We start from the raw sequence: 24,750 nt of genomic DNA on the forward strand, positions 1-24,750 counted from the left end.
CGCCCGCCCCCCACCCCCCGGGGGGGCCACACAACCCCCCCCCCCGCCCCCCCCGGGCCATCCAACCCATGGGTTCTCTCCCCCCGTCCGGGGGGCCCCGGCCGGGCAATGCCGGGCCGGGCGCCGCCGTTTTCCCCAGCCGGGTAATAGGCTGGAAGCAGTCAGCCCGTTACCAATAACCCCCTGGAAGGACCGCCGTGGAGCTCGCCTCGTACGCCGATCTCGCCGTTCGGCTGGTGAACACCGAGGAACCCGAGCGCGGCACCGACACGCTGACCTCGGTGGACGCGGTGCGCGCCCTGTTCTCCGACTCCGCCCGCGCCGCCGCGCTGGCCGACGAGTCCGACGTGCCCCGGCTGCGGGCGGTGCGGACCAGGCTGCGCGGGGTCTTCGAGGCCGCCGCCGAGGGCGACGAGGTCCGGGCCGTCGACCTGCTGAACAGCCTGCTGATGGAGTACCCCGTCAGCCCGCTGGTCTCCGGGCACGACCACCTGGACGACGCCGGCCGGCCGCGCTGGCACCTGCACCTGGCCGACAACTCGCCCACCGCCACCGCGCACTTCAGCGCCGTGGCCTGCATGGGCCTGGCCGTCCACCTCACCGAGCTGGGCGCCGACCGGCTCGGCATCTGCCAGGCCGCGCCGTGCCGCAACGCCTACCTGGACACCTCGACCAACCGCTCCCGCCGCTACTGCTCCGACCGCTGCGCCACCCGCGCCAACGTCGCCGCGTACCGGGCCCGCAAGCGGCAGGAGGCCGAGGCCGCCCTGCACCCGGGGGGCTAGCCGGCGGATCAGACCTCTTCGACCCACACGCCGAGGCGGCGGGCCAGGCCCGGCAGCCGGGACAGCCGGGGGCCGAGCAGCAGCCGCTCCAGCCTCCGGCCCGGCGCCAGCCAGGCCGGGCTCGGGCGCAACCGCAGCAGGACCCGGCCGAGCACCAGTTCGTCGGGGACCGGGCCGTAGCTGCGGCTGTCGCTGTCCACCGGGCGGTTGTCGGACAGCAGCCACCAGCCCTTCGCGCGGCGCTCGGCGGCCCGCTTCACCACCAGCAGGTCCTGCTGGAAGGGGTGCCGGAACAGCACCACCGCGCCGGGCCGGATCGGCGCGCCGTAGCGGACCAGCAGCTGGTCGCCCTCGCGCAGGGTCGGGACCATCGACGGGCCCGCCACGTCGACCAGCCCGAACGGCACCACGCCGCCGCCCGCGCCGCCCTGCGGTTCCGTGCTCCGCGACACGACTCCTCCTCCTGGCCGCCCGTCCCCAGTCTGCCGTACGGACCGTCATCCGTTCGATGTCCGGATTACCCCGGTTGCGGGTCCGCCTTTTGCCCTAGGCCCACCGCCCGGCCGCGAAACCCGGAGGCCGGAAGGGTAGTCTCGGGCGCGGGAAGACGATCTAAGGAAGGACTCCCATGTTCTCTCGTCTGTTTGCACCGCGTGCCACCGCCCACGCCCACTGCGACCTGCCGTGCGGTGTGTACGACCCGGCGCAGGCAAAGCTGGAGGCCGAGTCGGTCAAGGCCACCCAGGAGAAGTACCAGGCCAACGAGGACCCGCACTTCCGCGCCCGCGCCATCATCATCAAGGAGCAGCGCGCCGAGGCCGTCAAGCACCACATCTCGGTGCTGTGGAGCGACTACTTCAAGGCCCCGCACTTCGAGAAGTACCCGCAGCTGCACAAGCTGATCAACGACACCCTGAAGGCCGCCTCGGCCGCCAAGGCGTCCACCGACCCGGCCACCGGCCAGGCGCTGCTGGACCTGATCGCCGAGGTCGACAAGATCTTCTGGGAGACCAAGCAGGCCTGAGCCTGACGCGTCGCCACCCGGCCGCCCCCGCCCGATCCGTCGGACGGGGGCGGCCGTGCGTTCACGTGCGATCCGCGCCGGTAAGGAGTGCTCGGCATGAGTGACTGTTATGCTGCCCGGGGCGTCCGAGGGGGAAGTCCGGTGCGAATCCGGCGCTGACCCGCAACGGTGAGCACGGCCCGAAGCCCTCGGGTCGCGCCAGCCCGATCGCCCCCGGCCGCTGACCTCCCGACAACTCGCCGTGGACTGCGAGGGGAAGGCGCCCGGGCACGTCCCCCGGCCGGCGCCCGCCCCGGCACACCCCGCGGCCCGTGGCAAGGCGCGACCGCACGTGAGTGATCCCGTTCGCCGAATCGACCGTCCCGCTCGCCCTCGGCCTGGCCGCCGCCCTGCTGCTCTCCCTGCTCTGCGGGGTCGCGCTCGGCGCCTCCGGGATCGAACTCCCGCAGGCGCTGCGCCTGTTGGGCGCCGGGCTGACGGGTGGCCGGCTGGCCGCGGACGAGGCCGCCGGGTACGCCATCGTCTGGGAGATCCGGCTGCCGCGCACCGTGCTGGCCGCCGTGGTCGGGGCCGGACTGGCCGCCACCGGGGTCGCCGTCCAGGCGCTGGTGCGCAACGCCCTCGCCGACCCCTTCGTGCTCGGCATCTCCTCCGGCGCGGCCGTCGGCGCCAACGCCGTGCTGCTGTTCGGCGCCTTCGCCTCGCTCGGGGTGTGGGCGATCTCCGTCTCCGCGTTCGGCTCCGCGCTGGCCGCCATGGCGCTGGTCTACCTCGCCGCCCGCACCGCCTACGGGCTCACCCCGCTGCGGCTGGTGCTCACCGGCACCGCCTTCTCCTACGGCTTCTCCGCCGCCACCACCCTGATGGTCTTCTCCGCCGACCACGCCGAGGCCGCCCGTGACGCCATGATGTGGCTGCTCGGCAGCCTCGGCGGCGCCACCTGGGGCTCGGTGCCGATCGCCGCCGGCACCGTCCTGGCCGGGCTGGCCCGTCTCGCCTTCGCCGCCGGACGGTTGGACGCACTCGCCATGGGCGACGAGACCTCCGCCTCGCTCGGCGTGGACCCGGGCCGGCTGCGCCGGGAGCTCTTCACGGTGACCGCCGCCGTCACCGGCACCGCGGTCGCGGTCAGCGGGGCGATCGGCTTCGTCGGGCTGCTGGTGCCGCACCTGGCCCGGATGCTGGTCGGCGCCGGGCACCGCCGGGTGCTGGTGGTCGCGCCGCTCGCGGGGGTGCTGCTGCTGGTCTGGGTGGACATCGCCTCGCGCACCCGGTCATCGCGAGGACCGGCGGCACCAACATCATGGGCGACCTCGCGGACACCTGGGTCACCGCCGGCTGGGAGAGCGTGGTGCGGCGCGATCCCGAGGTGATCGTGATCAACAGCTACGCGACCCCGAGCGCCGAGGAGAAGCGGGCCTTCCTCAAGTCCTTCCCGCCGCTGGCGAACGTCTCCGCGATCAGGAACGACCGGATCGTCGTCATGGACTACGCCGACCTGGTCGAGAGCCCGCGCAACCCGGCCGCGATAGGCACCCCGGCCGACTTCCTGCGCACCGTCCCGGCCGGCTGACCGGCCCGCCGGGAGCCCCCGTTCGAAGCCTCCGGTCGGGCGTACGCTCGAAGGTGCGAAGCCGACGGAACCCGACCGGAGGAGCGAGACCATGAGCACCATGGCGGCCCCCGCCGCCTTCGACACCCGAGCGCTGCGCGAGGGCATCGAGCGCCGCGACGCGGAGGCCCTGCTGGCGCTGTACGCCGAGGACGCCGAGCTGCGCGTGGTCGACCGCACGACCCAGCCCAGCCACCCCCTGGTGATGCACGGGCGGGACGAGATCGGCGCCATGCTGGACGACGTCTACGGCCGCGAGATGACCCACAAGCTGGAACAGGTGGTGGTCCAGGGCGACCACGTCGCCTTCCTGGAGTCCTGCCGCTACCCCGACGGGGTGCGGGTGCTCATGGCGTCGATGGCCGATCTGCGGGACGGCCGGATCGTCGACCAGACTTCCGTCCAGGCCTGGGACGAGACCGGGCCCGAGCAGTAGGCTCGCGGCATGATCCGCACCGCCGTCGTCACCGACGTCCCCGTCGTCCTGGCCATGATCCGCGAACTGGCGGAGTACGAGAAGGCCCCGCAGGAGGCGGTGGCCACCGAGGAGCAGCTGCGCGAGGCGCTGTTCGGTGCCGACCCGGCACTGTTCGGCCTGATCGCCGAGGACGACGCCACCGGCGAGCCGGTGGGCTTCGCGGTCTGGTTCCTCAACTTCTCGACCTGGCGCGGCACCCACGGGATCTACCTGGAGGACCTGTACGTCCGCCCCGCGGCCCGCGGCGGCGGCCACGGCAAGGCGCTGCTGCTGGAGCTGGCGCGGATCGCCGTCGAGCGCGGCTACGCGCGGGTGGAGTGGTCGGTGCTCGACTGGAACCAGCCCTCGATCGACTTCTACAAGTCGCTCGGCGCGGTTCCGATGGACGAGTGGACCGTCTACCGGCTCACCGGCGAGGCACTCCGGGCCGCCGGTAGCCGTTGAACACCCGGAGCACGGGCGACGTAGTGCCGGTCCCGGGGAATGGAGTACGGACAAAGGCCCTGCCACCCTGCGTCGCAATGCCTTACCATGAGTAACTCCCGCACCGGGTGCGGAGGACACGCCCGACGCTGGCGGAACTTCGGCTTCGATACCCCCGGTTAGGGGTACCAACGGCGGAACCGGTAGCGGTAGAACAGCGGTAGCAACGGCCCCCCACCGGGGGAACCAAGCAAGCACAGCGCGTCACCCAGGAGGCAAGGGTGTCCCAGATCGACAGCGATCTCGGAGTTCAGGACTTCGTGGAGGTCCGGCTGCCCGCGGCGGGGGCCTATCTCTCCGTGCTGCGAACAGCAACGGCCGGGCTCGCGGCCCGGTTGGACTTCACCCTCGACGAGATCGAGGACCTGCGGATCGCGGTCGACGAGGCCTGCGCCATCCTGCTCCAGCAGGCGGTGCCGGGCTCCGTGCTGTCCTGCGAGTTCCGGTTGGTCGGCGACTCGCTGAAGGTGACCGTCGCCGCTCCGACCACGGACGGCAAGGCGCCCGAGCGCGACACCTTCGCGTGGACGGTGCTCTCCGCGCTGGCCGGCGAGGTGGACTCCTCGGTCGCGGAGGACAACACCGTGTCGATCAGCCTGCACAAGAAGCGCGGCGGGTCCGCCGCCCACTGACGGGCACCGAGCAGCAGCACCCTGCAAGGGCCGTCCGCCGTTCCCCGCCCGGGGGCCCGGCGGGCGGCTCCCGGTACCGCCCCCGGGCGGTACGACCAACGAGACGATGCCGGGGCCGACGGCCCCGGTGCTCCCGGAACGGAACGGGGGAATGGCCGTGAGTGATCTGGACCGTACCGGCCTCGCGACGGCGGGACCTGCCGTACCGACCCAGGCGAGCGTTTCCGGCCTCGCCGCCAACGACGAAGCGCACCCGAAGGACGCCCACCGGATGAGCCACCCGACCGAGCCGACGTCCGAGCCGACGCCCGCCTCCGCTCCTCCGCCGGAACCGGCGGAGGACGCCGCGGAGCTGCACGGGGCCGTGCCCGCCCAGGGCTCGCACCGCACCGGCGCCCCGGACCGGGAGGCCGCCCGCGCGCTGTTCGTCCGGCTGTCCGCGCTGCCCGAGGGCTCCCCGGAGCGCGTCGAGCTGCGCAACCAGCTGGTGCGGATGCACATCCCGCTGGTCGAGCACCTCGCCCGCCGGTTCCGCAACCGGGGCGAGCCGCTGGACGACCTGACCCAGGTCGCCACCATCGGACTGATCAAGTCGGTGGACCGCTTCGACCACGAGCGCGGGGTCGAGTTCTCCACCTACGCGACGCCGACCATCGTCGGCGAGATCAAGCGGCACTTCCGCGACAAGGGCTGGGCGGTGCGAGTCCCGCGCCGCCTGCAGGAACTGCGGCTGTCGCTCACCACGGCGACCAGCGAGCTCTCCCAGCGGCACGGCCGCTCCCCCACGGTGCACGAGCTGGCCGAGCACCTGGGCATCTCCGAGGAGGACGTCCTGGAGGGCCTGGAGTCCGCCAACGCGTACTCCACGCTGTCCCTGGACGTGCCGGACAGCGACGACGAGTCGCCGGCCGTGGCGGACACCCTGGGCGCCACCGACGAGGCCCTGGAGGGCGTCGAGTACCGCGAGTCGCTCAAGCCGCTGCTGGCCCAACTGCCGCCCCGCGAGCAGAAGATCCTGGTGCTGCGGTTCTTCCGGAACATGACCCAGTCGCAGATCGCCGCCGAGGTGGGGATCTCCCAGATGCACGTGTCCCGGCTGCTGGCACGGACCCTGGCCCAGCTGCGGGAGAAGCTCCTCGTGGAGGAGTGACCGCGCGCGGGAATACCGACGGCCGCCCAGCTCCCGCTGTGGCGGCCGTCCCGGCTGTCCGGGGCGCTCCGGGGCCTCCCTGCGGCCCCGTGCGCTCAGCTCTCCCGCGGCGCGTACAGGGCCGCCGTGGACTTCGGGTTGAGCAGCGCGCCGATGCCCACCAGGCCGAGCAGGCCGACCAGCACGCCGACCGCGACCATCGCGCCGCCGCTCTGGGTCATGTAGTAAGCGACCGGCAGGCAGATCGAGTTGGTCAGCACCGCCGGGCTGCGGCCCCAGCGACGCTCCTTGAGCAGCGCCCGGGCGGCCAGCACCGGCAGCACCCCCAGCAGCACGATGACCAGGCCGCCGAACTCGTTCAGGGCCAGCTGCTTGGCCTGCCCGGACAGCGCGGACACCATGTCCGAGACGCCGACGACGGCCAGCGCGGCGCCCTCCAGGGCGGTGATGGCGGCGCCCAGGGTGAGCGAAACCGGGCGAGCGGATGCGGGGGCGGAGGTTTCTGCGGTCACTCCAGCAGGGTAGCCGCCGACCGGTCCGTACCGCCCCGTAGGCTTTCCCCCATGCGCGCTCTCCTGGTCGTGAACCACAAGGCCACCACCACCAGTGGCCGGACCAGGGACGTACTGATCCACGCCCTGCGCAGCGACCTCAAGCTGGACGTCGCCGAGACGCAGTACCGGGGCCACGCGCGCGACCTGGCCCGCGAGGCGGCGGCGGACGGCACGGTGGACCTGGTGGTGGCGCTCGGCGGTGACGGCACCGTCAACGAGGTGGTGAACGGGCTGCTGACCCACGGCCCGGGCGAGAAGGTCCCGCGACTGGCCGTGGTGCCGGGCGGTTCGACCAACGTCTTCGCCCGCGCGCTGGGCCTGCCCAACGACCCGGTGGAGGCCACCGGCGCCCTGCTGAACGCGCTGGAGCGGGGGCACGAGCGGCCGATCGGGCTGGGCAAGGCGATGACCGAGGGCCTGCCGGACCGCTGGTTCACCTTCACCGCCGGCCTCGGCTTCGACGCCGGGGTGGTCGGCCGGGTCGAGGAGCAGCGCCGGGCCGGCCGCAGGTCCACCCACGCGCTGTACGTCGGGCAGGCCCTCCGGCACTACTTCACCCAGCGTGAGCAGCGCCGCTCGGGGCCGGTCGTCCTCGAACTCCCGGGCCGCGAAGCCGTTCCGGGCCTGGTGCTGGCCATAGTCAGCAACACCTCGCCGTGGACGTTCCTCGGCAACCGTCCGGTCTATCCCTCGCCCCTCGCCTCCTTCGACACGGATCTGGACGTCTTCGGCGTCACCCGGATGACGGCGTTCGGCACGGCTCGAACGGTCCGTCAGATCCTGCGGTCGCACACGCCTTCGAGCGACGGCGCCCCGCCTGCCGGCCCGTCCGGAAAACACGTCGTCTCCTATCACGACGTCAGGCACTTCACCTTGGTTTCCCAGGAACCCGTCCCGTTCCAGGTCGACGGGGACCATCTTGGAGACCGGAGTCGCGTCAGTTTCACAGGCGTACGGCGGGCACTGCGTGTGATTGTGTGACCGGAAGCGGGGTTCGCCCTTCTTCTCGAACGCACAAGCCCCCTTCACTCCATAGAAGTACTGGCTGTGAGCTAGGCGACACCGAAGAATCAAAAATTCCTCCCCGAAGGGGGTTGTATCCGAGCCTGAGGTTTGCGAACCTCTACATGGCGATCGGGACACGTCGCAGCGACGGCGACTCCGGAACCACAGGAGCACCGACCGCGGGGTGTCCCTCGAATCGCCGAATCCCCTCCCAGCACAGACCACCCGGGCCCGGCGGCCTCTGGTCTCTTTTGCTGTTGTGGGATTCGTGAAAGCGTTCACATTCACAAGCCATTCGATTATGCCGATCGGGCCACCCCCCGCGGCAGGAGGAGTTGGACGACCATGGACTGGCGCCACCGCGCTGTCTGCCGCGAAGAGGACCCGGAGCTGTTCTTCCCGATCGGGAACACCGGTCCTGCTCTGCTGCAGATCGAGGAAGCCAAGGCCGTGTGCCGCCGCTGTCCGGTGATGGAGCAGTGCCTCCAGTGGGCGCTCGAGACCGGCCAGGACGCCGGCGTCTGGGGCGGTATGAGCGAGGACGAGCGCCGCGCGATGAAGCGCCGTGCCGCCCGCAACCGCGCCCGCACCGCCTGATCAGCAGCGTCTGATCACACGCCGTAGCACCAGCAGTAACCGCCGTACCGATCAACACATGATCAAAGGCTTCCCTGCACCTCCTGGTGAAGCCTTCCGCACCAAGGGCCTTGCCCGGCGAGGTCCCGCGACACAGGACCGTCCAGCCACTTGATACTGTTCACTTAGAGCAATATCGTGGAGCTGTGGCGCTCACCGTGTGCAACGCACATGTCAGGTGTCGCACCACCCAGAGCCCCCGCTCCGGCCGACTCCCCCCGACGGCCGGAACGGGTTGAGAGGCCCTGTCGACCCACCCCCCCCGGTCGACAGGGCCTCGTTTCTGTTTCCGCCCCCACCCCTGGTTCCGCACGCCCGTTCCGCGACCCGATTCGCCCCCCGGCGCACGGAGCGTGCACCCGGCGCGCCCGCCGAACGCACGCCCCGGCCGCGCGCCGCAACGCATCAACGCACCGGGATCTCCAGGATCACCTTGGTCCCGCCGTCGGGGCCGGCCACCATGTCGAAGGTCCCGCCCAGCTCGCCGGTGGCCAGCGTCCGGACGATCTGCAGCCCGAGGTTCCCGGCCGTCTTCGGGTCGAAGCCCTCGGGCATGCCGCGGCCGTCGTCCTGCACGGTGATCAGCAGGTACTCCTCCGGCCGGGCGCCGCCGTTCCAGCTGTCCGACCAGCCCTTGCCGGTCGCCGGAGCCCGTCCGCGCAGGGCGCTCACCTCCAGGTTCCCGGAGGCCGTCGGGCCGAAGGCGTGCTCCAGGGCGTTCTGCAGCAGCTCGGTCAGCACCATCGACAGCGGGGTGGCCACCTCGGCGGAGAGGATGCCGAAGCTGCCGCTGCGGCGGGTCGCCACCCGGCCGTCCTGGGACAGCTCCATCACCATCGCCAGCACCCGGTCGGCGATCTCGTCGAAGGCCACCTGCTCGTCCAGCGCCTGGGAGAGCGTCTCGTGCACGATCGCGATCGAGCCGACCCGGCGCACCGCCTCGTCGAGCGCGGCCCGGCCGGACTCGGACTCCATCCGGCGGGACTGCAGCCGGAGCAGGGCGGCGACGGTCTGCAGGTTGTTCTTCACCCGGTGGTGGATCTCCCGGATGGTGGCGTCCTTGGTCATCAGCTCGCGGTCGCGCCGGCGCAGCTCGGTGACGTCCCGGCAGAGCACCAGCGAGCCGGTGAGGGTCCCCTTGGGCTTGAGCGGGATGGCGCGCAGGGTCACCACTCCCCCCTGCGCCTCCACCTCGGTCTGCCGGGGCGCCCAGCCGCTGGCGAGCTTCACCAGCGCCTCGTGGACGGCCGAGCGGGAGGGCGGGGCGAGGTCGGCGGTGGCCCGGCCGAGGTGGCTGCCGACCAGGTCGGAGGTGAGGCCGAGCCGGTGGTAGGCGGAGAGGGCGTTGGGGCTGGCGTAGGTGACGATGCCGTCCGCGTCCAGGCGGATCAGGCCGTCGCCGACCCGGGGGGCGGCGTCCATGTCGGCCTGCTCCACGCCGGGGAACGGGAAGCTGCCGGCCGCGATCATCTGGGCCAGGTCGGAGGCGCTCTGCAGGTAGGTGAGCTCCAGCCGGCTGGGAGTACGGACGGTCAGCAGGTTGGTGTTGCGGGCGATCACCCCGAGCACCTTGCCCTCGCGCCGGACCGGGATCGACTCGACCCGCACCGGCACCTCCTCGCGCCACTCCGGATCGCCCTCGCGCACGATCCGCCCCTCGTCGAAGGCGGCGTCCAGCAGCGGGCGGCGCCCGCGCGGGACGAGGTGGCCGACCATGTCGTCCTGGTAGGAGGTGGGTCCGGTGTTGGGCCGCATCTGCGCCACCGAGACGTAGCGGATGCCGTCCCAGGTGGGGATCCACAGCACCAGATCGGCGAAGGAGAGGTCGGAGAGCAGCTGCCACTCCGAGACCAGCATGTGGAGCCATTCCACGTCGGCCCCGGTCAGGGTGGTGTGGCGGCGGACGAGTTCGTTCAACGAGGGCACATGGCGAGGGTAGCGCCGCCGGTCGGGGGCGGGCTCGGCGGACCGCGCGGTGGCGGTGGACGACTGCCCGGAGTTGTTTAGACCAATTTGCCAGGTGGCCTGGACAACCCGGATTGGTCTAGTCCACAATGGAGGAGCACCAAGGAGAGGCCCGCCGCGCAACTGCCCTGACCGCGCGCGGCTTCTCCTCGGTCGGACGCCGCCGATCGAGGACACCGCACAGTCCTCGATCGACACCGGTGCCCGACGACAGCTCCGGGCTGCGGTGCCGCACGGGTTGAGGGTCCCGTGTCGGCGCCGTGGCCCGTAGTGTTTGCCGGCCCTTTCCGCGACCCCGCGAACCACGTTCCGCCGCTCAGCGGGCCGGTCCCCGTCCACAGCCTGTGGACGGGGACCGGTTCGCCACCCCGGGCCGGGCCGCCGTAGGCGAGTGGGCGAGTGGCGGCCTCAGTGGGTCTCGGTGACCTTGGCCAGGGCGCGCGGGGCATCCGGGTCCTGGCCGCGGGCGATGGTGACCTCGTAGGCCAGCTGCTGCAGCGGCAGGATCTCCAGGATCGGCTGCACCTCCTCCGGCACGCCGGCCGGCAGCGCGAAGCCCGCCGAGGCGGCGTCCACCTGGGCCTGCTGCCCGATCACCACCAGGTCCGCGCCGCGGCCGCGCAGCCGGTCCAGCACCGGCTGGAGGGCCTCGCCGCCCTTGCCGTCCGGAACGATCGCGATCACCGGTGAGACGTTGTCCACCATGGCCAGCGGGCCGTGCAGCAGGTCCGCGCCGGAGAACGGGGTGGCCGGGATGTACGTGGTCTCCATCAGCTTCAGCGCCGCCTCCCGGGCGGTCGGGTAGCCGTAGCCGCGCGAGGTGATCACCAGGCGCTGGGCGAAGCGGTAGCGCTCGGCCAGCGCCTTCACCTCGGCCTGGCGGGCCAGCACGCCGGCCGCCAGGCCCGGCAGCTCCTTGACGGCCGAGCCTCCCCCAGCTTCCGGGCGGAAGGTGCCCCCATCGCCGCGCAGACCCTCGACCAGCAGGTAGAGCGCCAGCAGTTCGGCAGTGTAGGTCTTGGTGGCCGGCAGCGCCTTCTCCGGGCCGGCCAGCACGTCGATGTGGAACTCGGAGACCTCGGCGAGCGGGGAGTCGGGGTTGTTGGTGACGGCGAGGGTGATGGCCCCGGCCTCGCGGGCGGCCTTGGTGGAGGCCACCAGGTCCGGCGAGCCCCCTGACTGGCTGACGGTGATCGCCAGGACGTCGGTGAGGTCCGGCTGGGCGCCGTACGCCGTGATGGTGGACATCGAGGTCAGGCCGGCCGGCTTGCCGAGCAGGATCTCGACCAGGTACTTGGCGTAGAGCGCCGCGTTGTCGGACGTGCCGCGCGCGGTGAGCAGGACGAAACGGGGGCTGCGGGCGGCGATCCCGGCCGCGATCTCGCGGATCTTCGGCGCTCCCTCGTCGAGGATGCGCTGGAGGACGGCCGGCTGCTCGGCCATCTCCGCCGCCATGATCCGGCCGGGGACGGAACCGGTGTGCGGGTCGGACATCTGGATGCCTCCGATGGGACGGGTCGACCCCGCCCGGGCGGGTTGCCCGGCGGGGACCTCCACGGCGGCGAGTCCGCACACTCGCTGCGGTTCTTCGCGGGCAATCCTACGAGCGCGCCCCCGCCGTGGCACCCCCGTACCGCCGCTTCCCGGAGGGCGGGAGGGGCGGGCCGGGGGCGCTCTGCGGTACGGATCCGGACCGTCAGGACGGCTTGTTGATCAGCTGGTCGATCGCCGCGTCGGCGTCCTTGGTGGCCTGGTCCACCGACTTGCCCCTGAGGATCGCGGTCAGCATGCCGGGGATGATCTTCTGCTTCTCCACCGCGCCCCAGCCGGGCGCCAGCGGGGTGAACCAGGCGTCCGGCACGGCGTTAGCCGCGGCGGCGGTGGTGGGCTTGGTCTTCAGCGGGTTCAGCTGGGTGAGGTTGTTCGGCAGGATGTCCTTGTCGGCGAGCGCCTGCTCGGACTTGGCGCTGGTGAACATCCGGATCCAGTCGGTGGCCGGCAGCACCTGCTGGGACTTGGCGGTGACGGCCAGGTCCGAGCCGCCGATGAAGGTGGGCAGCGGCTTGCCGTCCGGGCCGGGCATGGTGGCCACCTTGACGGCGTCCTTGAGGCCCGGGTCGCCGGTGACCGGCGCGATGACGCCGGCCGCCTCGAAGCCGTTGCCGTAGAAGGACGCGGCGTGTCCGCGGGCCATCGCCTGGTACTGGTCCTGCTCGTTCTGCGTCAGGTCGCCCCTGTTGTACCTGCGGACGAGGTCGACGAAGTGGCCGATGCCCTGCTGGGACCTGGCGTCGTGCAGGGTGCCGTGCCAGTTGCCGGAGCTGTCGAACCTGGCGATGCTGCCGCCGTACGCGGCCACGTAGCTCATCGCGGCGTACCAGTACGGTCCGGGCAGGTAGAGCGGGGAGAAGGTCCGGTCGCTCCGGTTCTTGTCCGAGATCCTGTCCAGGGCGGTCAGCAGGTCGCTCTCGCTCCTGGGGAACTCGGCGCTGCCGGTGGCCTGCTGGAAGGCGGAGGAGTTGTAGATGGCGACCCGGGCCCCGGCGTAGTACGGGACGCACCACAGCTTGTCCTGGTAGGCGCAGGTGTTGGCGAGCGCCTTGATCCAGCTGTCGGAGTTGTCGAAGGTCGTGCGGTCCACCGGGGCGAGCGCGCCGGAGAGCACGTACTTCATCGTCTCGGTGTTGCCCAGCTCGACCACGTCGGGCGCGTTGCCGTCGGCGAGGGCCTTGTCGAGCCTGCCGACCTTGTCGGCCCAGCCCTGGTACGCGAGCTTGAGGCTCACCCGCGGGTACTTGGCCGCGAACTCGTCGTTGACCCGCTGGACCAGGTCGGGCCAGTTCTTCTGGGCGTCGTCCATCAGCCAGACGGTCACGGTGCCGGTGGCGGCCTTCGGGTCCGCCGCGGCGCTCCCGCCGCCCGAGGGCGATCCGGACGAGGAGCAGGCCGTCAGTCCGACCGCCAGGGTCATGATTCCGAATGCGGACACGAACTGACGCTTCGTCACGTCATTCTCCGAGGTGCTAGAGCCGAGGGCGGTGCCGGGAGGGACTGGAGTGGACTTTGGCCTAGACCAACGGTGGTGTCAACGCTCAACTCCCCTTCCTGTCAAGGCCGTTGTCGTTCCGTTGCACCTGTCGGAGTTCGGTGGCGATCGGTCGTCGGCCTGTCACCCCAGGTCGCGCTCAAGGCGGATCCAAGGCCCTCTTGAGGGGACGCGGTCACATGGCGACGACGCAGGTCGACAGCCGGGAAGCGGGATGGGCCCGCCATGTGGCATGCACATGACGGGCCCGTCGGCCGATGCCTCCCGGACACGGCCGGTGACGTCGCCCCGTGCGGTTCAGCCGATCGCTCCCGGCTGCCCGGTGAGCACCTCCACGGCCGCCAGCCCGCAGACCCGGGCGGCGCCGTGGGTGGCGACGTACAGCCCGCCGACCGGCTCGGACTGGGGCAGCCCCATCTCCACCACGGCGGCGTCCGGCCGGGCCGCCACCAGGCGGCTCAGCGCAGCGGCCATCCAGGCGTGCCGGTGCGCGTCCCGCACCACTAGCACCAGGCGGCGGCCCTCGGCGCCGGCCACCAGCTCGGCGACCAGCGCGTCCAGCAGCTCCGGCACGGCCTCGGCGGCCGACACCTCGCGGGTGCGGCTGCCCGGGAAGCGGTCGGCCAGCATCCCGGCCACGCCCCACGGGGTCACGTCGCCGACCGCGATGTTCGGCTCGTCCGAGAACGAGGCCACGTACGGGCGCTCGCTCACCGGCAGCACCTCGCGGCCCGGCGCCCGGACCACCTTCAGCGCCCGGCGGGCGGCCCGCAGGCCCACCGCGAGGTCCGGCTCGGGCTGCTCGCCCTGGGCCGCGATCCGGCCCCAGCTGCCCAGTGCCCGGACACGGTCGGCGGCGTCCGCCAGTCGCTCCTCGGAGAGCCCGCCGGAGCGCACGCCCGCCACGATGGCGTCGCGCAGCATCAGCACGGTCTCCTCGTCGGCCAGCCCGCCTCCGACGCAGATCGCGTCCGCGCCGGCCGCCAGCGCGAGCACGGTGCCCTCGCCCATGCCGAAGGTGTCGGCGATGGCGCCCATCTCGATCGCGTCGCTGACGATCAGGCCCTGGTAGCCGAGGCCGCCGTCGGCCGGGGCGGCGCGCAGCAGGTCCCGCAGCACGGTCGGGCTCAGGGTGGCCGGCAGCTTCGGGTCCAGCGCCGGGACCATGATGTGGGCGGTCATCACCGCCTTGGTGCCGGCCGCGATCGCGGCCTGGAACGGCACCAGGTCGCGGGCGCGCAGCACGTCCAGGTCGACGTCGATGACCGGCAGGCCGTGGTGCGAGTCCACCGCGGTGTCGCCGTGGCCGGGGAAGTGCTTGGAGCAGGCGGCCACTCCGGCCGACTGCAGGCCCTCCACCCAGGCGGCGGTGTGCCGGGCGCACAGCTCCGGGTCGGCGCCGAAGGAGCGCACGCCGATCACCGGGTTGCGCGGGTTGGAGTTGACGTCCGCGGTGGGCGCCCAGTTGTAGTTGACGCCGGCCGCGGCCAGCGCCCGGCCCAGCTCGCGGGCGACGTCCCGGGTCAGCGCCGGGTCGTCGATCGCGCCGAGGGCGAGGTTGCCCGGCCAGGAGGAGCCGGAGCCGGCCTCCAGCCGGGTGACGTCGCCGCTCTCCTCGTCGATCGCGATCAGGAGGTCGGGGTTCTCCGCGCGCAGCGCCCGGGTGAGCGTGGAGAGCTGGTCGAGGTCGACCACGTTGCGGTCGAACAGCGCGACCGAGCCGAGCCCGGCGGCCAGGTGGCGGCGCAGCCAGGCGGGCGGCTCGGTGCCGACGAAGCCGGGCTGCAGGACGGTCAGGGCGTCCCGGTGCAGCTGGTCGCTGGCCGGGGCGGTGGGTACGAGGATGCTCACGGTGGCTCAGCCCTTCACGGCGCCGTCGGTCAGACCGCCGACCGCCTTGCGCTGCAGGAAGACGAACAGGATCAGCACGGGGATGGCGAACATCGTGGAGGCCGCCATGGTCGCGCCCCAGTCGTTGCCGAAGGCCGTCTTGAAGGAGGACAGCCACAGCGGGAGGGTCTTGCCCTGCTCCTTGTTGACGATCAGGACGAGCGGGAACTCGTTCCACGCCGTGATGAAGCCGAACAGCGAGGTCGACATCAGACCGGGGGCCAGGAGGGGGAGGATCACCTTCGCGAAGGCCTGGGTGCGGGTGCAGCCGTCCACCATGGCCGACTCCTCCAGCTCCTTCGGCACCGCGGCGATGAAGCCGCGCAGCGTCCAGATGGTGAAGGGCAGGACCATCATCATGTAGAAGAGGGTCAGCGGCAGCAGGCTGTTCAGCATGTCGTTGTCGCGGGAGATCATGTAGACCGCGATGGTCATGACCTCCCAGGGCGCCATCTGCGCCATCATGATGACCAGCACGAAGGCCTTGCGGCCGCGGAACCTCATCCGGGCGACGGCGAAGGCCGCCAGGGTCGCGACCACCAGCGAGATCAGCACCGCGCCGACCGTGACGGTGACGCTGTTGGTGACGTACGTCCAGAAGTTCGGCGCGTCGACCGCGGTGGTGAAGTGCTCGAAGGTCGCGTCGAAGGGGATGAAGACCGGCGTCTTGCTGATGATGTCGTTGTTCTGTTTGAACGCGGTCGCGATCATCCAGTAGACGGGGAAGACGAAGAAGACGATGAGGACGACCGCGATCACGTTCGGCCAGGCACGTCCGAAGAGAGAGCGCCTCACAGCTCGTCCTCCTGCTTGATCATGATGCGGAAGTAGTAGGCCATCAGGACGCCCAGCATCAGGATGGTGAGCACCGCGATCGCGGCGCCGACGCCGTAGTGCTGGCTGCCCGAGCCCTCCAGGAAGGCGTGCACCGGCAGGGTCCGGGTGAGCTTCTCGGGGCCGCCGCCGTTGATCGCGTAGATCTGGGTGAAGGACTTGAACACCCAGATGACCTCCAGGAAGGTCGTGGCCAGGAAGAACGGCTTCAGGTTCGGGAAGATCACCGCGCTGAAGATCTTCGAGGAGCCTGCGCCGTCCATCCGGGCGGCCTCGTAGAGCTCCTTGGGGATGGTGGTCAGCCCGGCGTACATGTTGAAGGCGACGAAGGGGATCGACTGCCAGACGATCAGCAGGATGACGACGAAGAAGGTCGAGTACTCGTCGCTCATCCAGTTGTAGTGCGCCATCGAGTGCCAGCCCAGCTGGTCCAGCAGCCAGTTGACGACGCCCCACTGCTCGTCGAACAGCCAGGTGTAGACCGTGGTCGCGGCGACCACCGGCATCGCCCAGGCCAGCAGCAGCGCGATCGACAGCGCCAGCCGCATCCTCTTGCCGAGGTGGTTGAGCAGCAGGCCGACCAGAGTGCCGCCGACCATGATCAGCACCACGTTGACCAGGGTGAAGGCGACGGTGCGGCCGGTGACCGACCAGAACTCCGGGTCGCCCAACTGCTCCTTGTAGTTGTCGAAGCCGGTCCACTCGGTCAGGTGCATCACCAGCTGGCGCCGGTTGAGGTCCTGGAACGACAGCAGGAAGGTCTTCAGCAGCGGCCAGCCGAGCAGGACGATGGTCGCCACGACGGCCGGCAGCAGCAGCAGGTACGGGGCGAGGCGGGAGCCGATGCCCGGTCCGCCCGCCGGTCTGGTGCGCTTCGGCGCGGCGGCCTCGGCCCCGCCGCCGGCGGCACTGGTGTCGATCTCGGCCACAACGGCCTTCCCTGACTCCGGGGACCGCGTCCGCACCCGATCCGAATGCACAGCCATCGTTCTCACTTCCTCACAACCCGGCCACGACGGACGGGCGTCGCCCACCGGCCCTCCGCCGGGGGCCGGTGAGCGACGCCGCTCAATGCCTCAGTTCTTCTGGTTGAGCCGCTTGGCGATCTCGTCGTCGTACTTCTTCGCGGTGGACGCGTAGTCGGCGCCCTGGAGGACCGCGGTCAGGAAGTCCTTGATCGGGTTCGGGACGTTCTCGACGCTGGCCCAGTTCGGGGTGATCGGGGTGGTCCCGCCGACCGCGGTGCCCACCTGGGCGGCCTTCGCGAAGTCACCGGTGAGCTGGCTGTTCAGGGCCGGCTTGTTCGGGATGTTGCCGGCCGCGGCGACCATGCCCTCGTTCTTGTCGTTGAGGGCGACCTTCAGGAAGTCCTTCGCCATCTCGGTGTTCTTGCTCTGCGAGGAGATCGCGAGGTTCGAGCCGCCGATGAAGACGCCGGACGGCTTGTCGGCGGTCTTGCCCGGGATCGGGAAGAAGCCGATCTTGTCCTTGGCCATGGCCTTCTCGTCCGGGAGCTCCCAGCCGAGGGCGACCATGGTGCCGATGTCACCCTTGGCGAAGACGTCCTTCTGCTGCGGGGTCGCCTCGTCCTTGTCCTTCGGACCGGTGACCGAGTAGCCCTGCAGCTTCTTGTAGGTCTCGAAGGCCCGCTGCGCCTCGGGCGACTCCAGGCCGCCGACCCACTTGCCGCCCTCCTGCTTGGCGATCTTGCCGCCCTCGCCGGTGAGGAAGCCGAAGTAGGTGTACCACTCCTGGCCGGGCAGGTAGATCGGGTCGGCGACGCCCTGGGTGGCCTTGAGCTTGTCCAGGTCGGCGTAGAACTCGTCCAGGGTCTTCGGGGCGGCGCTCAGGCCGGCCTTGGCCCACAGGTCCTTGTTGTAGGCGATCACGCGGTTGGAGACCCACCACGGGGCGGCGTACTGCTTGCCGTCCAGCATCGCGGCCTCGTTCTGGTTGGCGGCCCAACCGTCACCACCCAGCGCGGACTTGTCCTTGGTGATGTCCAGCAGGCCGCCCGAGGCGGCGTAGCCGGAGGTCTGGGTGTTGCCCAGCTCCAGGACGTCGACCGAGCCCTCGGACAGCGCGGCGGTGATCTTCGGGCCGATGTCGGTCCACTCCTGGGTCTGGAAGTCGACCTTGGAGCCCGGGTAGGTGGACTCGAACTCGTTCTTGACCGAGTCGGTCCAGCCCTTGGGGGCCGAGCCGCTCATCACCCACACCTTGAGCGTCTTGCCCTTGTACCGGTCGGCGGCGGTGGAGGACGACGAGCCGCCGTCGTCCTTCTTGCCGTCCGAGCCACAAGCCGCGAGACCGACGACCATTGCTGCGACGCCGACCGCCGCGATGAGCTGACGCTTCACGCCATCCTCCTGAGGGATGCCTGGGTTACCCCCGTCGGGCGGCGGCGGCAGATCCACGCAAAGCGGGAGAACTGGTGCCGCGGACCCCTTCGAACGGGTGGGGATTCATCGATACCGGCCTAGTGGTGTAGACCAGATGCCTGGAGCTTGGCCTAGACCAATGGGCCTGTCAACGGCTGTTCGACGGATCCCGACCACCCGTTATCAAGCCGACACCGCACATCGTTCATCGCGTGATGAGGTATTCGTTCCGTAGCCATACATGCAACGATGTGGTCCGTTAACGATGTGGCGGGGCGGTAGAAGCCCCGCGAGAAGCGGGAGAACAGGTCCGATGAGCAGCGACGGGGGAACCACCGCCCAGGCCGACGACCCCGAGGTGAGGAACCTCCCGACGCAGAGCGCCGACCCGACCGCGCGCGTCCCCAAGTACTACGGCCTCAAGCGCCACCTCCTCCAGCTCACCGAGACCCAGCCCGCGGGCACCCCGGTCCCGCCCGAGCGGGCGCTGGCAGCCCAGTTCGACACCTCGCGCACCACCGTCCGCCAGGCCCTGCAGGAACTGGTCGTCGAGGGCAGGCTGGAGCGCATCCAGGGCAAGGGCACCTTCGTGGCCAAGCCCAAGGTCGCCCAGGCGCTGCAGCTCACCTCCTACACGGAGGACATGCGCGCCCAGGGCCTGGAGCCCACCTCCCGGCTGATCGAGATCGGTTACATCACCGCCGACGACCGGCTCGCCCCGCTGCTGGACATCAAGCCCGGCGGCCGGGTGCTGCGGATCGAGCGGCTGCGCCTGGCCAACGGCGACCCGATGGCCATCGAGGTCGCCCACCTGTCCGCCAAGCGCTTCCCCGCTCTGCGGCGCAACCTCGCCAAGCACAACTCGCTGTACGCGGCGCTGCGCGAGGTCTACGGGGTCACCGTGGCCGAGGCCGAGGAGACCATCGAGACCACCCTCGCCAACCCGCGCGAGGCCGGGCTGCTCGGCTCCGACCTCGGCCTGCCGATGCTCCAGCTCTCCCGGCACTCCTTCGACGGCGAGGGCGACCCGGTGGAGTGGGTCCGCTCGATCTACCGCGGCGACCGCTACAAGTTCATCACCCGGCTGAAGCGTCCGGAGTGACCGGGCGCCGTCGTTCCACCACGGGCACCGGCGCACGCGACCCGCGCGCCGGTGCCCGCACCTCCCCGAGCCGAAGGCCCGCACTGGTGCCGAAAGGGAGGAGCGAGGGAGCGCCGGAGAAGCGAGGGAGCGCCGACCGTCGGCACCGGGTCGGAGCGGCCCGGGGGCGAGCGGGCGGGTGGCGGCGTCCGGATGGCGGGAAGTTGCGCCAATTCCGGTGACATGGATCACTCCATGCTCTAGATTGCGCAGCCGTACTGACTGCCGATCACCGATGGTGCTGCTCGGCGGGCCCACGGGGGTGCGCAGCGCTTCCGGGGGCTGCGGCGCCGACGGGGAGAACCCTCCGGAGCGGAGCCCGAGATGCCCTCTGACCCATCCCCCGACAAAGCTGTCATGCCCGAGCCAGTCGGAGCCCCGGTCCCGGCGGTGACCCCCGAGCGGGTGCTGGCCGGACTCGCCCTGCTCGTGCCGATCGTCGCGATGCTCTGGGTCTCCTCGTACGACAAGTCCGACCCGGCGGTGGCCGGGATGCCCTTCTTCTACTGGTACCAGCTGCTCTGGGTGCCGGTTTCGGCGGTCTTCACGGTCGCCGCCTACCTGCTGATCAACCGGGACGAGAAGGCCCGCAAGGCGGCCGGGAACGGCGGTGCGCGATGAAGGACGTCAACGTGCCGGCCCTCGTGGTCTTCGTGCTGTTCTTCCTGCTGGTCACCGTGATGGGCTTCCTCGCCTCGCGCTGGCGCCGCGCGGACGACGCGGCGCACCTGGACGAGTGGGGCCTGGGCGGGCGCAGCTTCGGTACCTGGGTGACCTGGTTCCTGCTCGGCGGCGACCTCTACACCGCGTACACCTTCGTGGCCGTCCCGGCAGCCGTCTACGCGACCGGTGCGGCGGGCTTCTTCGCGGTGCCGTACACGATCATCGCCTACCCGCTGGTCTTCCTGTTCCTGCCGCGGCTCTGGTCGGTCTCCCGGGTGCACGGCTACGTCACCCCGGCCGACTTCGTCCGCGGCCGCTACGGCTCCCGGCCGCTGTCCCTGGTCGTCGCGCTGACCGGGATCCTGGCCACCATGCCGTACATCGCCCTGCAGCTGGTCGGCATCCAGGCGGTGCTGGACGTGCTCGGCGTCGGCGGCGGGGAGCACGCCAACTGGTTCGTCAAGGACCTGCCGCTGTTCATCGCCTTCGGCGTGCTGGCCGCCTACACCTACTCCTCGGGCCTGCGCGCCCCGGCGCTGATCGCATTCGTCAAGGACGCCCTGGTCTACATCGTGATCATCGTCGCGGTGATCTACATCCCGATCCGCCTCGGCGGCTACGGGCACATCTTCGGCGCGGCCGCCGACCACTTCAAGCAGGCCAAGGCCGGGTCGATGACCGTCCCGGACAACAAGCAGTGGACGTACGCCACGCTGGGGCTGGGCTCGGCGATGGCGCTGTTCATGTACCCGCACTCGGTGACCGGCGTGCTGGCCTCCAAGTCCCGCAACACCGTGCGCCGCAACATGGCGATCATGCCCGCGTACTCGCTGATGCTCGGCCTGCTGGCGCTGCTCGGCTTCATGGCGATCGCGGCCGGCGTGGGCAGCGGCGTCAAGGGCTACAACTCCCAGCTGTCGGTGCCGCAGCTGTTCGCGAACATGTTCCCGGACTGGTTCACCGGCGTGGCCTTCGCCGCGATCGGGATCGGCGCGCTGGTGCCGGCCGCCATCATGTCCATCGCGGCGGCCAACCTGTTCACCCGCAACGTCTACAAGGAGTGGCTGAAGCCCGCCGCCACCCCCGCCGACGAGACCCGGATCGCCAAGCTGGTCTCGCTGCTGGTCAAGGTCGGCGCGCTGGTCTTCGTCCTCGGCATGGACAAGCAGGCCGCGATCAACCTCCAGCTGCTGGGCGGCCTGTGGATCCTGCAGACCTTCGTGGCGATCGTGGGCGGCCTGTTCACCCGCTGGTTCCACCACTGGGCGCTGTTCGCCGGCTGGGCGGCCGGCATGGTCTACGGCACCTGGAAGGCGTACGGGCTGGCCAGCCCGGCCACCAAGCACTTCGGCGGCAACGCGGCCGAGATCCCCGGCATCGGCGAGCTCGGCTACATCGGCCTGACCGCCTTCGTGCTCAACCTCCTCGTGGCGGTGGCGCTCACCCTGGTGCTGCGGGCGGTCAAGGCACCCGACGGCCCGGACGAGACCAAGCCCTCCGACTACAGCGCCGAGGCCGGCGACGAAGAGCTGAAGAACGCGCCGGAGCCCGTAGCGGCGCACTGATTGGCCGTGCGCGCGCCCTGTGATCGCGCCGCCTTCTCCGTGAACACTGGAGGAGGCGGCGCGATCATATGTATGAACAGGCGTGCACGCCGGGCACCACCAGACCGGACCGGCATCCGGCCGGGACCTGATCGACCACGGGGAGCTCGCGGCCATGGCAGAACTCGGCATCACCCTGAACGGCCAGCACAAGTCCACCCAGCACCAGCCGGTCCTGACCACGGTGACCGCGGTCGGCGTGGCCGGCACGAACGGCGCGGCCGGCGCGGTCGGCGCGGCCGGTTCGACGGATGCGACCAACGGCTCGGCGGCCACCCGGCTGCCGTCCGTCCTGATCGCCACCCGGCACGGCGAGTCCACCGCCAACGTCGAGTTCCAGCTGGCCGAGGCCGCCGGCGCGCTCAGCGTCCCGATCAGCTGCCGCGACGCCGACATCCCGCTGTCGCTGCGCGGCCAGCGGCAGGCCCGGGCGCTCGGCCGGTGGTGGGCCGCCCTGCCCAGCGCCGACCGGCCCCGCAGCGTCTGGTGCTCCCCGTACGTGCGCACCGCCGAGACCGCCCGGATCGCACTCGCCCAGGCCGCCGGGCTCGGCGCCGTGCCCGTCACCCTGGCCGTCCGCTACGACGAGCGGCTGCGCGACCGCGAACTCGGCGTCCTGGAGATGCTGCCGAAGGCCGCCATCGAGGCCAAGCACCCGGAGGAGGCCGCCCGGCGGCGCAAGATGGGCGAGCTGTACTACCGCCCGCCCGGCGGCGAGTCCTGGGCCGACGTCGCCCTGCGGGTGCGCAGCCTGCTGCGGGACGTCTGCGAGGAGGACGCCGGACGGCCCGTCCTGCTGGTCGCCCACGACTGCACGGTGCTGATGCTGCGCTACGCGCTGGACCGGCTCACCGAGCGGCAGCTCACCGGGCTCGGGCCGGTGCACAACTGCTCCACCAGTCTCTGGCGCGCCCAGGAGGGGCGACTGCGGCCGGACGGCTGGAACGGCGTGGCCCACCTCGGCGCCGAGACGGACTGACCTCCCCTCACCCGCCCCCGAAGCAGCGCCGGTAGGCCAGCGGCGTGGTGCCCAGCCGGCGCCCGAAGTGGTGCCGCAGCGCCGCCGCGTTGCCGAAGCCGCAGCGGGCGGCTATCGCGTCCACCGACTCGGTGGTCGACTCCAGCAGCCGCTGGGCCAGCAGCACCCGCTGCCCCACCAGCCAGCGGTGCGGGGTGGTGCCGGTCTCCTGCTGGAAGCGCCGGGCGAAGGTGCGCGGCGACATGTGCACCCGGGCGGCCAGCTGCTCGACGCTCGCCTCCTGGTCCGGGTGGTGGCGCATCCAGTCCAGCAGCGGGGCCAGCGAGTCGCCGCCGCCCTGGGGCAGCGGGCGGTTCACGAACTGCGCCTGCCCGCCCTCCCGGTGCGGCGCCACCACCATCCGGCGGGCGATCCCCCGGGCCACCTCGGCGCCCTGCACCTTGCGCACCAGGTGCAGGCAGGCGTCGATGCCGGCCGCCGTACCGGCCGAGGTGATCACCGGGTCGTCGTCCACGTACAGCACGTCCGGCTCGACCACCGTCGCCGGGAAGCGCTCTGCCAGCTCGTCGCTGTGCCGCCAGTGGGTGGTGGAGCGGCGGCCGTCCAGCAGTCCGGCGGCGCCGAGCACGAAGGCGCCGCTGCAGATGGACAGCACCCGGCCGCCGTCCGCCACCACCGCGCGCAGCGCCTCCAGCAGCGGTTCCGGGTAGTGCGCGCGGATCGCCGAGGCGGTGACCACCGCCAGGTCCGCCCCGGCGAGGCGCTCCGGGCCGTACGGGACGTCCACCGCGAAGCCCGAGTGGGTCGCGTGCGGCCCGGGCCGGGCGCCGGCCAGCGCGAAGTCGTACCCCGGCAGCCCGTCCGCGGTCCGGTCCAGACCGAACACCTCGCAGGCCACCCCCAGTTCGAAGGGGTGGACCTCCTCCAGCACCACCGCGACCACGTTCTTCAGCATGCCGCCCAGGATGCCCCGCCGGTCCCGGCCCGGGAAGGGCCGGCCCTGGCAGGATTTCGACGGAACCCGGCATTCCTGCCGCTCGTGGGCACCCGGGCCGCCCGGCCACAGTGGTGGCCATGGACAGCGACACCCTCGCCAGCGCACTCGGCCTGCTCGGCGCGGTCGGCGGCTTCGGCCTGCTCGGCACCCTGATCGGCCGCGAACTCTCCCGCGGCCCCGCCGCCGCCCGCGACAACTACCACCGCCCCGGCGGCTACCCGGCCGACCCCGGTCGTGCCGACCGGCTGTACGGCACCCTGCCCGCCGCCTCGCTGCGCCCCTCCGCCGACCCGGCCACCCTCCCGGTCCGCTCGACCCCCGGGATCAGGGCCCCGCACGGCTCCGGCACACTGGCCCGATGGACTACCTCATCCGCCACGCCCTCCCCCGGGACCTCGAAGAGGCCGGCCGGATCACCGTCGACGCCTTCGTCGGCGGCGGCTTCACCGACCCGGCCGGCGGCTACGTCGACCTGCTGCGCGACGCCGGGCGCCGCTCCCGGGAGGCCGAGCTCCTGGTCGCGGTCGCCGGGGCGGACGAACGGGTCCTCGGCTGTGTGACCTTCGCCGTCGGCGGCACCGAGTGGGCCGACATCGCCACCCCGCGCGAGGGCGAGATACGGATGCTCGCCACCGCCGCCGCCTCCCGCGGCCGCGGCGTCGGCGAGGCCCTGGTCCGTGCCTCCGTCACCCGCAGCCGCGAACTCGGCCTGGCCGGCATGGCGTTCTCCACCCGCCCTGAGATGACCACCGCCCACCGCGTCTACGAACGCGTCGGCTTCCGCCGCACCCCGGAACGCGACTGGGCTCCCTTCCCCGGGATGGACCTGATGGTCTACACCATGGCGTTCTGACGCCCCCACGGCCGCTCACCGGCCTCCCCTTCCCGGTG

Annotated in this window: 25 protein-coding genes and 1 riboswitch; of the genes, 15 read left to right on the forward strand and 10 right to left on the reverse strand. The window is 71.6% G+C overall.

Annotated features, from left to right (window positions below):
* Positions 1 to 197: 197 nt before the first annotated feature.
* The gene (locus tag ACFV1W_RS01645) at positions 198 to 785 is read left to right on the forward strand and encodes a CGNR zinc finger domain-containing protein (protein ID WP_380411921.1); all 588 of its coding nucleotides are present in this window, start codon (positions 198 to 200) and stop codon (positions 783 to 785) included.
* Between the two features lie 8 nt (positions 786 to 793).
* Here ACFV1W_RS01645 and sodX read toward each other — a convergent pair whose 3' ends face one another.
* Positions 794 to 1,156, reverse strand: coding sequence for a nickel-type superoxide dismutase maturation protease (sodX, locus tag ACFV1W_RS01650; protein WP_380412436.1), 363 nt, complete (start codon positions 1,154 to 1,156; stop codon positions 794 to 796).
* A gap of 257 nt (positions 1,157 to 1,413) precedes the next feature.
* On the opposite strand from sodX, the gene sodN reads away from it, so the two are divergent.
* From sodN to ACFV1W_RS01685, 7 genes are all read left to right on the forward strand, one after another.
* A complete protein-coding gene (gene sodN, locus ACFV1W_RS01655; RefSeq protein ID WP_030057980.1) occupies positions 1,414 to 1,809 on the forward strand; it encodes a superoxide dismutase, Ni in 396 nt (131 codons plus the stop codon).
* Between the two features lie 99 nt (positions 1,810 to 1,908).
* Positions 1,909 to 2,018, forward strand: a riboswitch (cobalamin riboswitch).
* A 126-nt stretch (positions 2,019 to 2,144) separates the two neighbouring features.
* A complete protein-coding gene (locus ACFV1W_RS01660) occupies positions 2,145 to 3,182 on the forward strand; it encodes a FecCD family ABC transporter permease (protein WP_380411924.1) in 1,038 nt (345 codons plus the stop codon).
* The gene (locus tag ACFV1W_RS01665; protein WP_380411926.1) at positions 3,113 to 3,382 is read left to right on the forward strand and encodes a hypothetical protein; all 270 of its coding nucleotides are present in this window, start codon (positions 3,113 to 3,115) and stop codon (positions 3,380 to 3,382) included. Before ACFV1W_RS01660 ends, ACFV1W_RS01665 begins: the two co-directional genes overlap by 70 nt.
* Positions 3,383 to 3,473: 91 nt before the next feature.
* Positions 3,474 to 3,857 carry a nuclear transport factor 2 family protein gene (locus ACFV1W_RS01670; protein WP_380411927.1) on the forward strand — a complete coding sequence of 128 codons (384 nt, stop codon included), beginning with the start codon at positions 3,474 to 3,476 and terminating at the stop codon, positions 3,855 to 3,857.
* Positions 3,858 to 3,866: 9 nt separating this feature from the next.
* The gene (locus ACFV1W_RS01675; protein WP_380411929.1) at positions 3,867 to 4,343 is read left to right on the forward strand and encodes a GNAT family N-acetyltransferase; all 477 of its coding nucleotides are present in this window, start codon (positions 3,867 to 3,869) and stop codon (positions 4,341 to 4,343) included.
* A 260-nt stretch (positions 4,344 to 4,603) separates the two neighbouring features.
* On the forward strand, positions 4,604 to 5,014 hold the full coding sequence (locus ACFV1W_RS01680) for an anti-sigma regulatory factor (protein WP_380411932.1): 411 nt from the start codon (positions 4,604 to 4,606) through the stop codon (positions 5,012 to 5,014).
* A 157-nt stretch (positions 5,015 to 5,171) separates the two neighbouring features.
* The gene (locus tag ACFV1W_RS01685) at positions 5,172 to 6,164 is read left to right on the forward strand and encodes an RNA polymerase sigma factor SigF (protein ID WP_380411934.1); all 993 of its coding nucleotides are present in this window, start codon (positions 5,172 to 5,174) and stop codon (positions 6,162 to 6,164) included.
* Between the two features lie 95 nt (positions 6,165 to 6,259).
* Here ACFV1W_RS01685 and ACFV1W_RS01690 read toward each other — a convergent pair whose 3' ends face one another.
* Positions 6,260 to 6,676 carry a hypothetical protein gene (locus ACFV1W_RS01690; protein WP_380411937.1) on the reverse strand — a complete coding sequence of 139 codons (417 nt, stop codon included), beginning with the start codon at positions 6,674 to 6,676 and terminating at the stop codon, positions 6,260 to 6,262.
* A gap of 51 nt (positions 6,677 to 6,727) precedes the next feature.
* On the opposite strand from ACFV1W_RS01690, the gene ACFV1W_RS01695 reads away from it, so the two are divergent.
* Together ACFV1W_RS01695 and ACFV1W_RS01700 are read left to right on the forward strand one after the other, a co-directional pair.
* Positions 6,728 to 7,699, forward strand: a complete 972-nt coding sequence (locus tag ACFV1W_RS01695; protein WP_380411939.1) for a diacylglycerol/lipid kinase family protein — start codon at positions 6,728 to 6,730, stop codon at positions 7,697 to 7,699.
* A gap of 369 nt (positions 7,700 to 8,068) precedes the next feature.
* Positions 8,069 to 8,320: a WhiB family transcriptional regulator gene (locus ACFV1W_RS01700; protein WP_014138019.1), complete on the forward strand. Its 252-nt coding sequence runs from the start codon at positions 8,069 to 8,071 to the stop codon at positions 8,318 to 8,320.
* A gap of 444 nt (positions 8,321 to 8,764) precedes the next feature.
* On the opposite strand, the gene ACFV1W_RS01705 is transcribed toward ACFV1W_RS01700, so the two are convergent.
* The 7 genes from ACFV1W_RS01705 to ACFV1W_RS01735 form a co-directional block, all read right to left on the reverse strand.
* Positions 8,765 to 10,285, reverse strand: coding sequence for a sensor histidine kinase (locus ACFV1W_RS01705; RefSeq protein ID WP_380411942.1), 1,521 nt, complete (start codon positions 10,283 to 10,285; stop codon positions 8,765 to 8,767).
* A gap of 447 nt (positions 10,286 to 10,732) precedes the next feature.
* The gene (locus tag ACFV1W_RS01710; protein WP_380411944.1) at positions 10,733 to 11,818 is read right to left on the reverse strand and encodes an SIS domain-containing protein; all 1,086 of its coding nucleotides are present in this window, start codon (positions 11,816 to 11,818) and stop codon (positions 10,733 to 10,735) included.
* 202 nt (positions 11,819 to 12,020) lie between these two features.
* The gene (locus tag ACFV1W_RS01715) at positions 12,021 to 13,295 is read right to left on the reverse strand and encodes an extracellular solute-binding protein (RefSeq protein WP_380412437.1); all 1,275 of its coding nucleotides are present in this window, start codon (positions 13,293 to 13,295) and stop codon (positions 12,021 to 12,023) included.
* A gap of 372 nt (positions 13,296 to 13,667) precedes the next feature.
* On the reverse strand, positions 13,668 to 15,221 hold the full coding sequence (locus ACFV1W_RS01720) for a glycoside hydrolase family 3 protein (RefSeq protein WP_380411947.1): 1,554 nt from the start codon (positions 15,219 to 15,221) through the stop codon (positions 13,668 to 13,670).
* A gap of 6 nt (positions 15,222 to 15,227) precedes the next feature.
* Positions 15,228 to 16,055 carry a carbohydrate ABC transporter permease gene (locus ACFV1W_RS01725; protein ID WP_380411949.1) on the reverse strand — a complete coding sequence of 276 codons (828 nt, stop codon included), beginning with the start codon at positions 16,053 to 16,055 and terminating at the stop codon, positions 15,228 to 15,230.
* Complete coding sequence (locus ACFV1W_RS01730; protein ID WP_380411951.1) at positions 16,052 to 17,080, reverse strand: carbohydrate ABC transporter permease; 1,029 nt, start codon at positions 17,078 to 17,080, stop codon at positions 16,052 to 16,054. The genes ACFV1W_RS01725 and ACFV1W_RS01730 overlap by 4 nt, the downstream gene beginning before the upstream one ends.
* 90 nt (positions 17,081 to 17,170) lie before the next feature.
* The gene (locus ACFV1W_RS01735; RefSeq protein ID WP_380411953.1) at positions 17,171 to 18,454 is read right to left on the reverse strand and encodes an extracellular solute-binding protein; all 1,284 of its coding nucleotides are present in this window, start codon (positions 18,452 to 18,454) and stop codon (positions 17,171 to 17,173) included.
* A gap of 334 nt (positions 18,455 to 18,788) precedes the next feature.
* Here ACFV1W_RS01735 and ACFV1W_RS01740 point away from each other — a divergent pair, with 334 nt between their 5' ends.
* From ACFV1W_RS01740 to ACFV1W_RS01755, 4 genes are all read left to right on the forward strand, one after another.
* On the forward strand, positions 18,789 to 19,577 hold the full coding sequence (locus ACFV1W_RS01740; protein ID WP_033350422.1) for a GntR family transcriptional regulator: 789 nt from the start codon (positions 18,789 to 18,791) through the stop codon (positions 19,575 to 19,577).
* A 396-nt stretch (positions 19,578 to 19,973) separates the two neighbouring features.
* Complete coding sequence (locus tag ACFV1W_RS01745) at positions 19,974 to 20,237, forward strand: DUF3311 domain-containing protein (RefSeq protein ID WP_380411957.1); 264 nt, start codon at positions 19,974 to 19,976, stop codon at positions 20,235 to 20,237.
* Positions 20,234 to 21,844, forward strand: a complete 1,611-nt coding sequence (gene mctP / locus ACFV1W_RS01750) for a monocarboxylate uptake permease MctP (RefSeq protein WP_380411959.1) — start codon at positions 20,234 to 20,236, stop codon at positions 21,842 to 21,844. The genes ACFV1W_RS01745 and mctP overlap by 4 nt, the downstream gene beginning before the upstream one ends.
* 154 nt (positions 21,845 to 21,998) lie before the next feature.
* Entirely contained in the window at positions 21,999 to 22,862 is an 864-nt protein-coding gene (locus ACFV1W_RS01755) for a histidine phosphatase family protein (RefSeq protein ID WP_380411962.1), read from the forward strand.
* Positions 22,863 to 22,869: 7 nt separating this feature from the next.
* Here ACFV1W_RS01755 and ACFV1W_RS01760 read toward each other — a convergent pair whose 3' ends face one another.
* Positions 22,870 to 23,817, reverse strand: a complete 948-nt coding sequence (locus tag ACFV1W_RS01760; protein WP_380411964.1) for a helix-turn-helix domain-containing protein — start codon at positions 23,815 to 23,817, stop codon at positions 22,870 to 22,872.
* Between the two features lie 400 nt (positions 23,818 to 24,217).
* Between ACFV1W_RS01760 and ACFV1W_RS01765 the strand changes: the two genes are divergently transcribed.
* Positions 24,218 to 24,712 (forward strand): GNAT family N-acetyltransferase, encoded by a 495-nt coding sequence (locus tag ACFV1W_RS01765; protein ID WP_380411967.1) that lies wholly within the window; start codon positions 24,218 to 24,220, stop codon positions 24,710 to 24,712.
* Positions 24,713 to 24,750 lie beyond the last annotated feature (38 nt).

Source organism: Kitasatospora sp. NPDC059648, from assembly GCF_042734825.1.
Lineage (GTDB): Bacteria > Actinomycetota > Actinomycetes > Streptomycetales > Streptomycetaceae > Kitasatospora.

Excerpts from the sequence above, each read along its gene's own strand:
- ACFV1W_RS01765 (WP_380411967.1), top strand. The coding sequence starts at position 24,218 with ATGGACTACCTCATCCGCCACGCCCTCCCCCGGGACCTCGAAGAGGCC.
- ACFV1W_RS01755 (WP_380411962.1), top strand. The coding sequence starts at position 21,999 with ATGGCAGAACTCGGCATCACCCTGAACGGCCAGCACAAGTCCACCCAG.
- sodN (WP_030057980.1), top strand. The coding sequence starts at position 1,414 with ATGTTCTCTCGTCTGTTTGCACCGCGTGCCACCGCCCACGCCCACTGC.
- ACFV1W_RS01695 (WP_380411939.1), top strand. The coding sequence starts at position 6,728 with ATGCGCGCTCTCCTGGTCGTGAACCACAAGGCCACCACCACCAGTGGC.
- ACFV1W_RS01760 (WP_380411964.1), bottom strand. The coding sequence starts at position 23,817 with ATGCTGAAGAACGTGGTCGCGGTGGTGCTGGAGGAGGTCCACCCCTTC.
- ACFV1W_RS01740 (WP_033350422.1), top strand. The coding sequence starts at position 18,789 with ATGAGCAGCGACGGGGGAACCACCGCCCAGGCCGACGACCCCGAGGTG.
- mctP (WP_380411959.1), top strand. The coding sequence starts at position 20,234 with ATGAAGGACGTCAACGTGCCGGCCCTCGTGGTCTTCGTGCTGTTCTTC.
- ACFV1W_RS01710 (WP_380411944.1), bottom strand. The coding sequence starts at position 11,818 with ATGTCCGACCCGCACACCGGTTCCGTCCCCGGCCGGATCATGGCGGCG.
- ACFV1W_RS01715 (WP_380412437.1), bottom strand. The coding sequence starts at position 13,295 with ATGACCCTGGCGGTCGGACTGACGGCCTGCTCCTCGTCCGGATCGCCC.
- ACFV1W_RS01730 (WP_380411951.1), bottom strand. The coding sequence starts at position 17,080 with ATGGCTGTGCATTCGGATCGGGTGCGGACGCGGTCCCCGGAGTCAGGG.
- ACFV1W_RS01665 (WP_380411926.1), top strand. The coding sequence starts at position 3,113 with ATGGGCGACCTCGCGGACACCTGGGTCACCGCCGGCTGGGAGAGCGTG.
- ACFV1W_RS01700 (WP_014138019.1), top strand. The coding sequence starts at position 8,069 with ATGGACTGGCGCCACCGCGCTGTCTGCCGCGAAGAGGACCCGGAGCTG.
- ACFV1W_RS01745 (WP_380411957.1), top strand. The coding sequence starts at position 19,974 with ATGCCCGAGCCAGTCGGAGCCCCGGTCCCGGCGGTGACCCCCGAGCGG.
- ACFV1W_RS01675 (WP_380411929.1), top strand. The coding sequence starts at position 3,867 with ATGATCCGCACCGCCGTCGTCACCGACGTCCCCGTCGTCCTGGCCATG.
- sodX (WP_380412436.1), bottom strand. The coding sequence starts at position 1,156 with ATGGTCCCGACCCTGCGCGAGGGCGACCAGCTGCTGGTCCGCTACGGC.
- ACFV1W_RS01670 (WP_380411927.1), top strand. The coding sequence starts at position 3,474 with ATGAGCACCATGGCGGCCCCCGCCGCCTTCGACACCCGAGCGCTGCGC.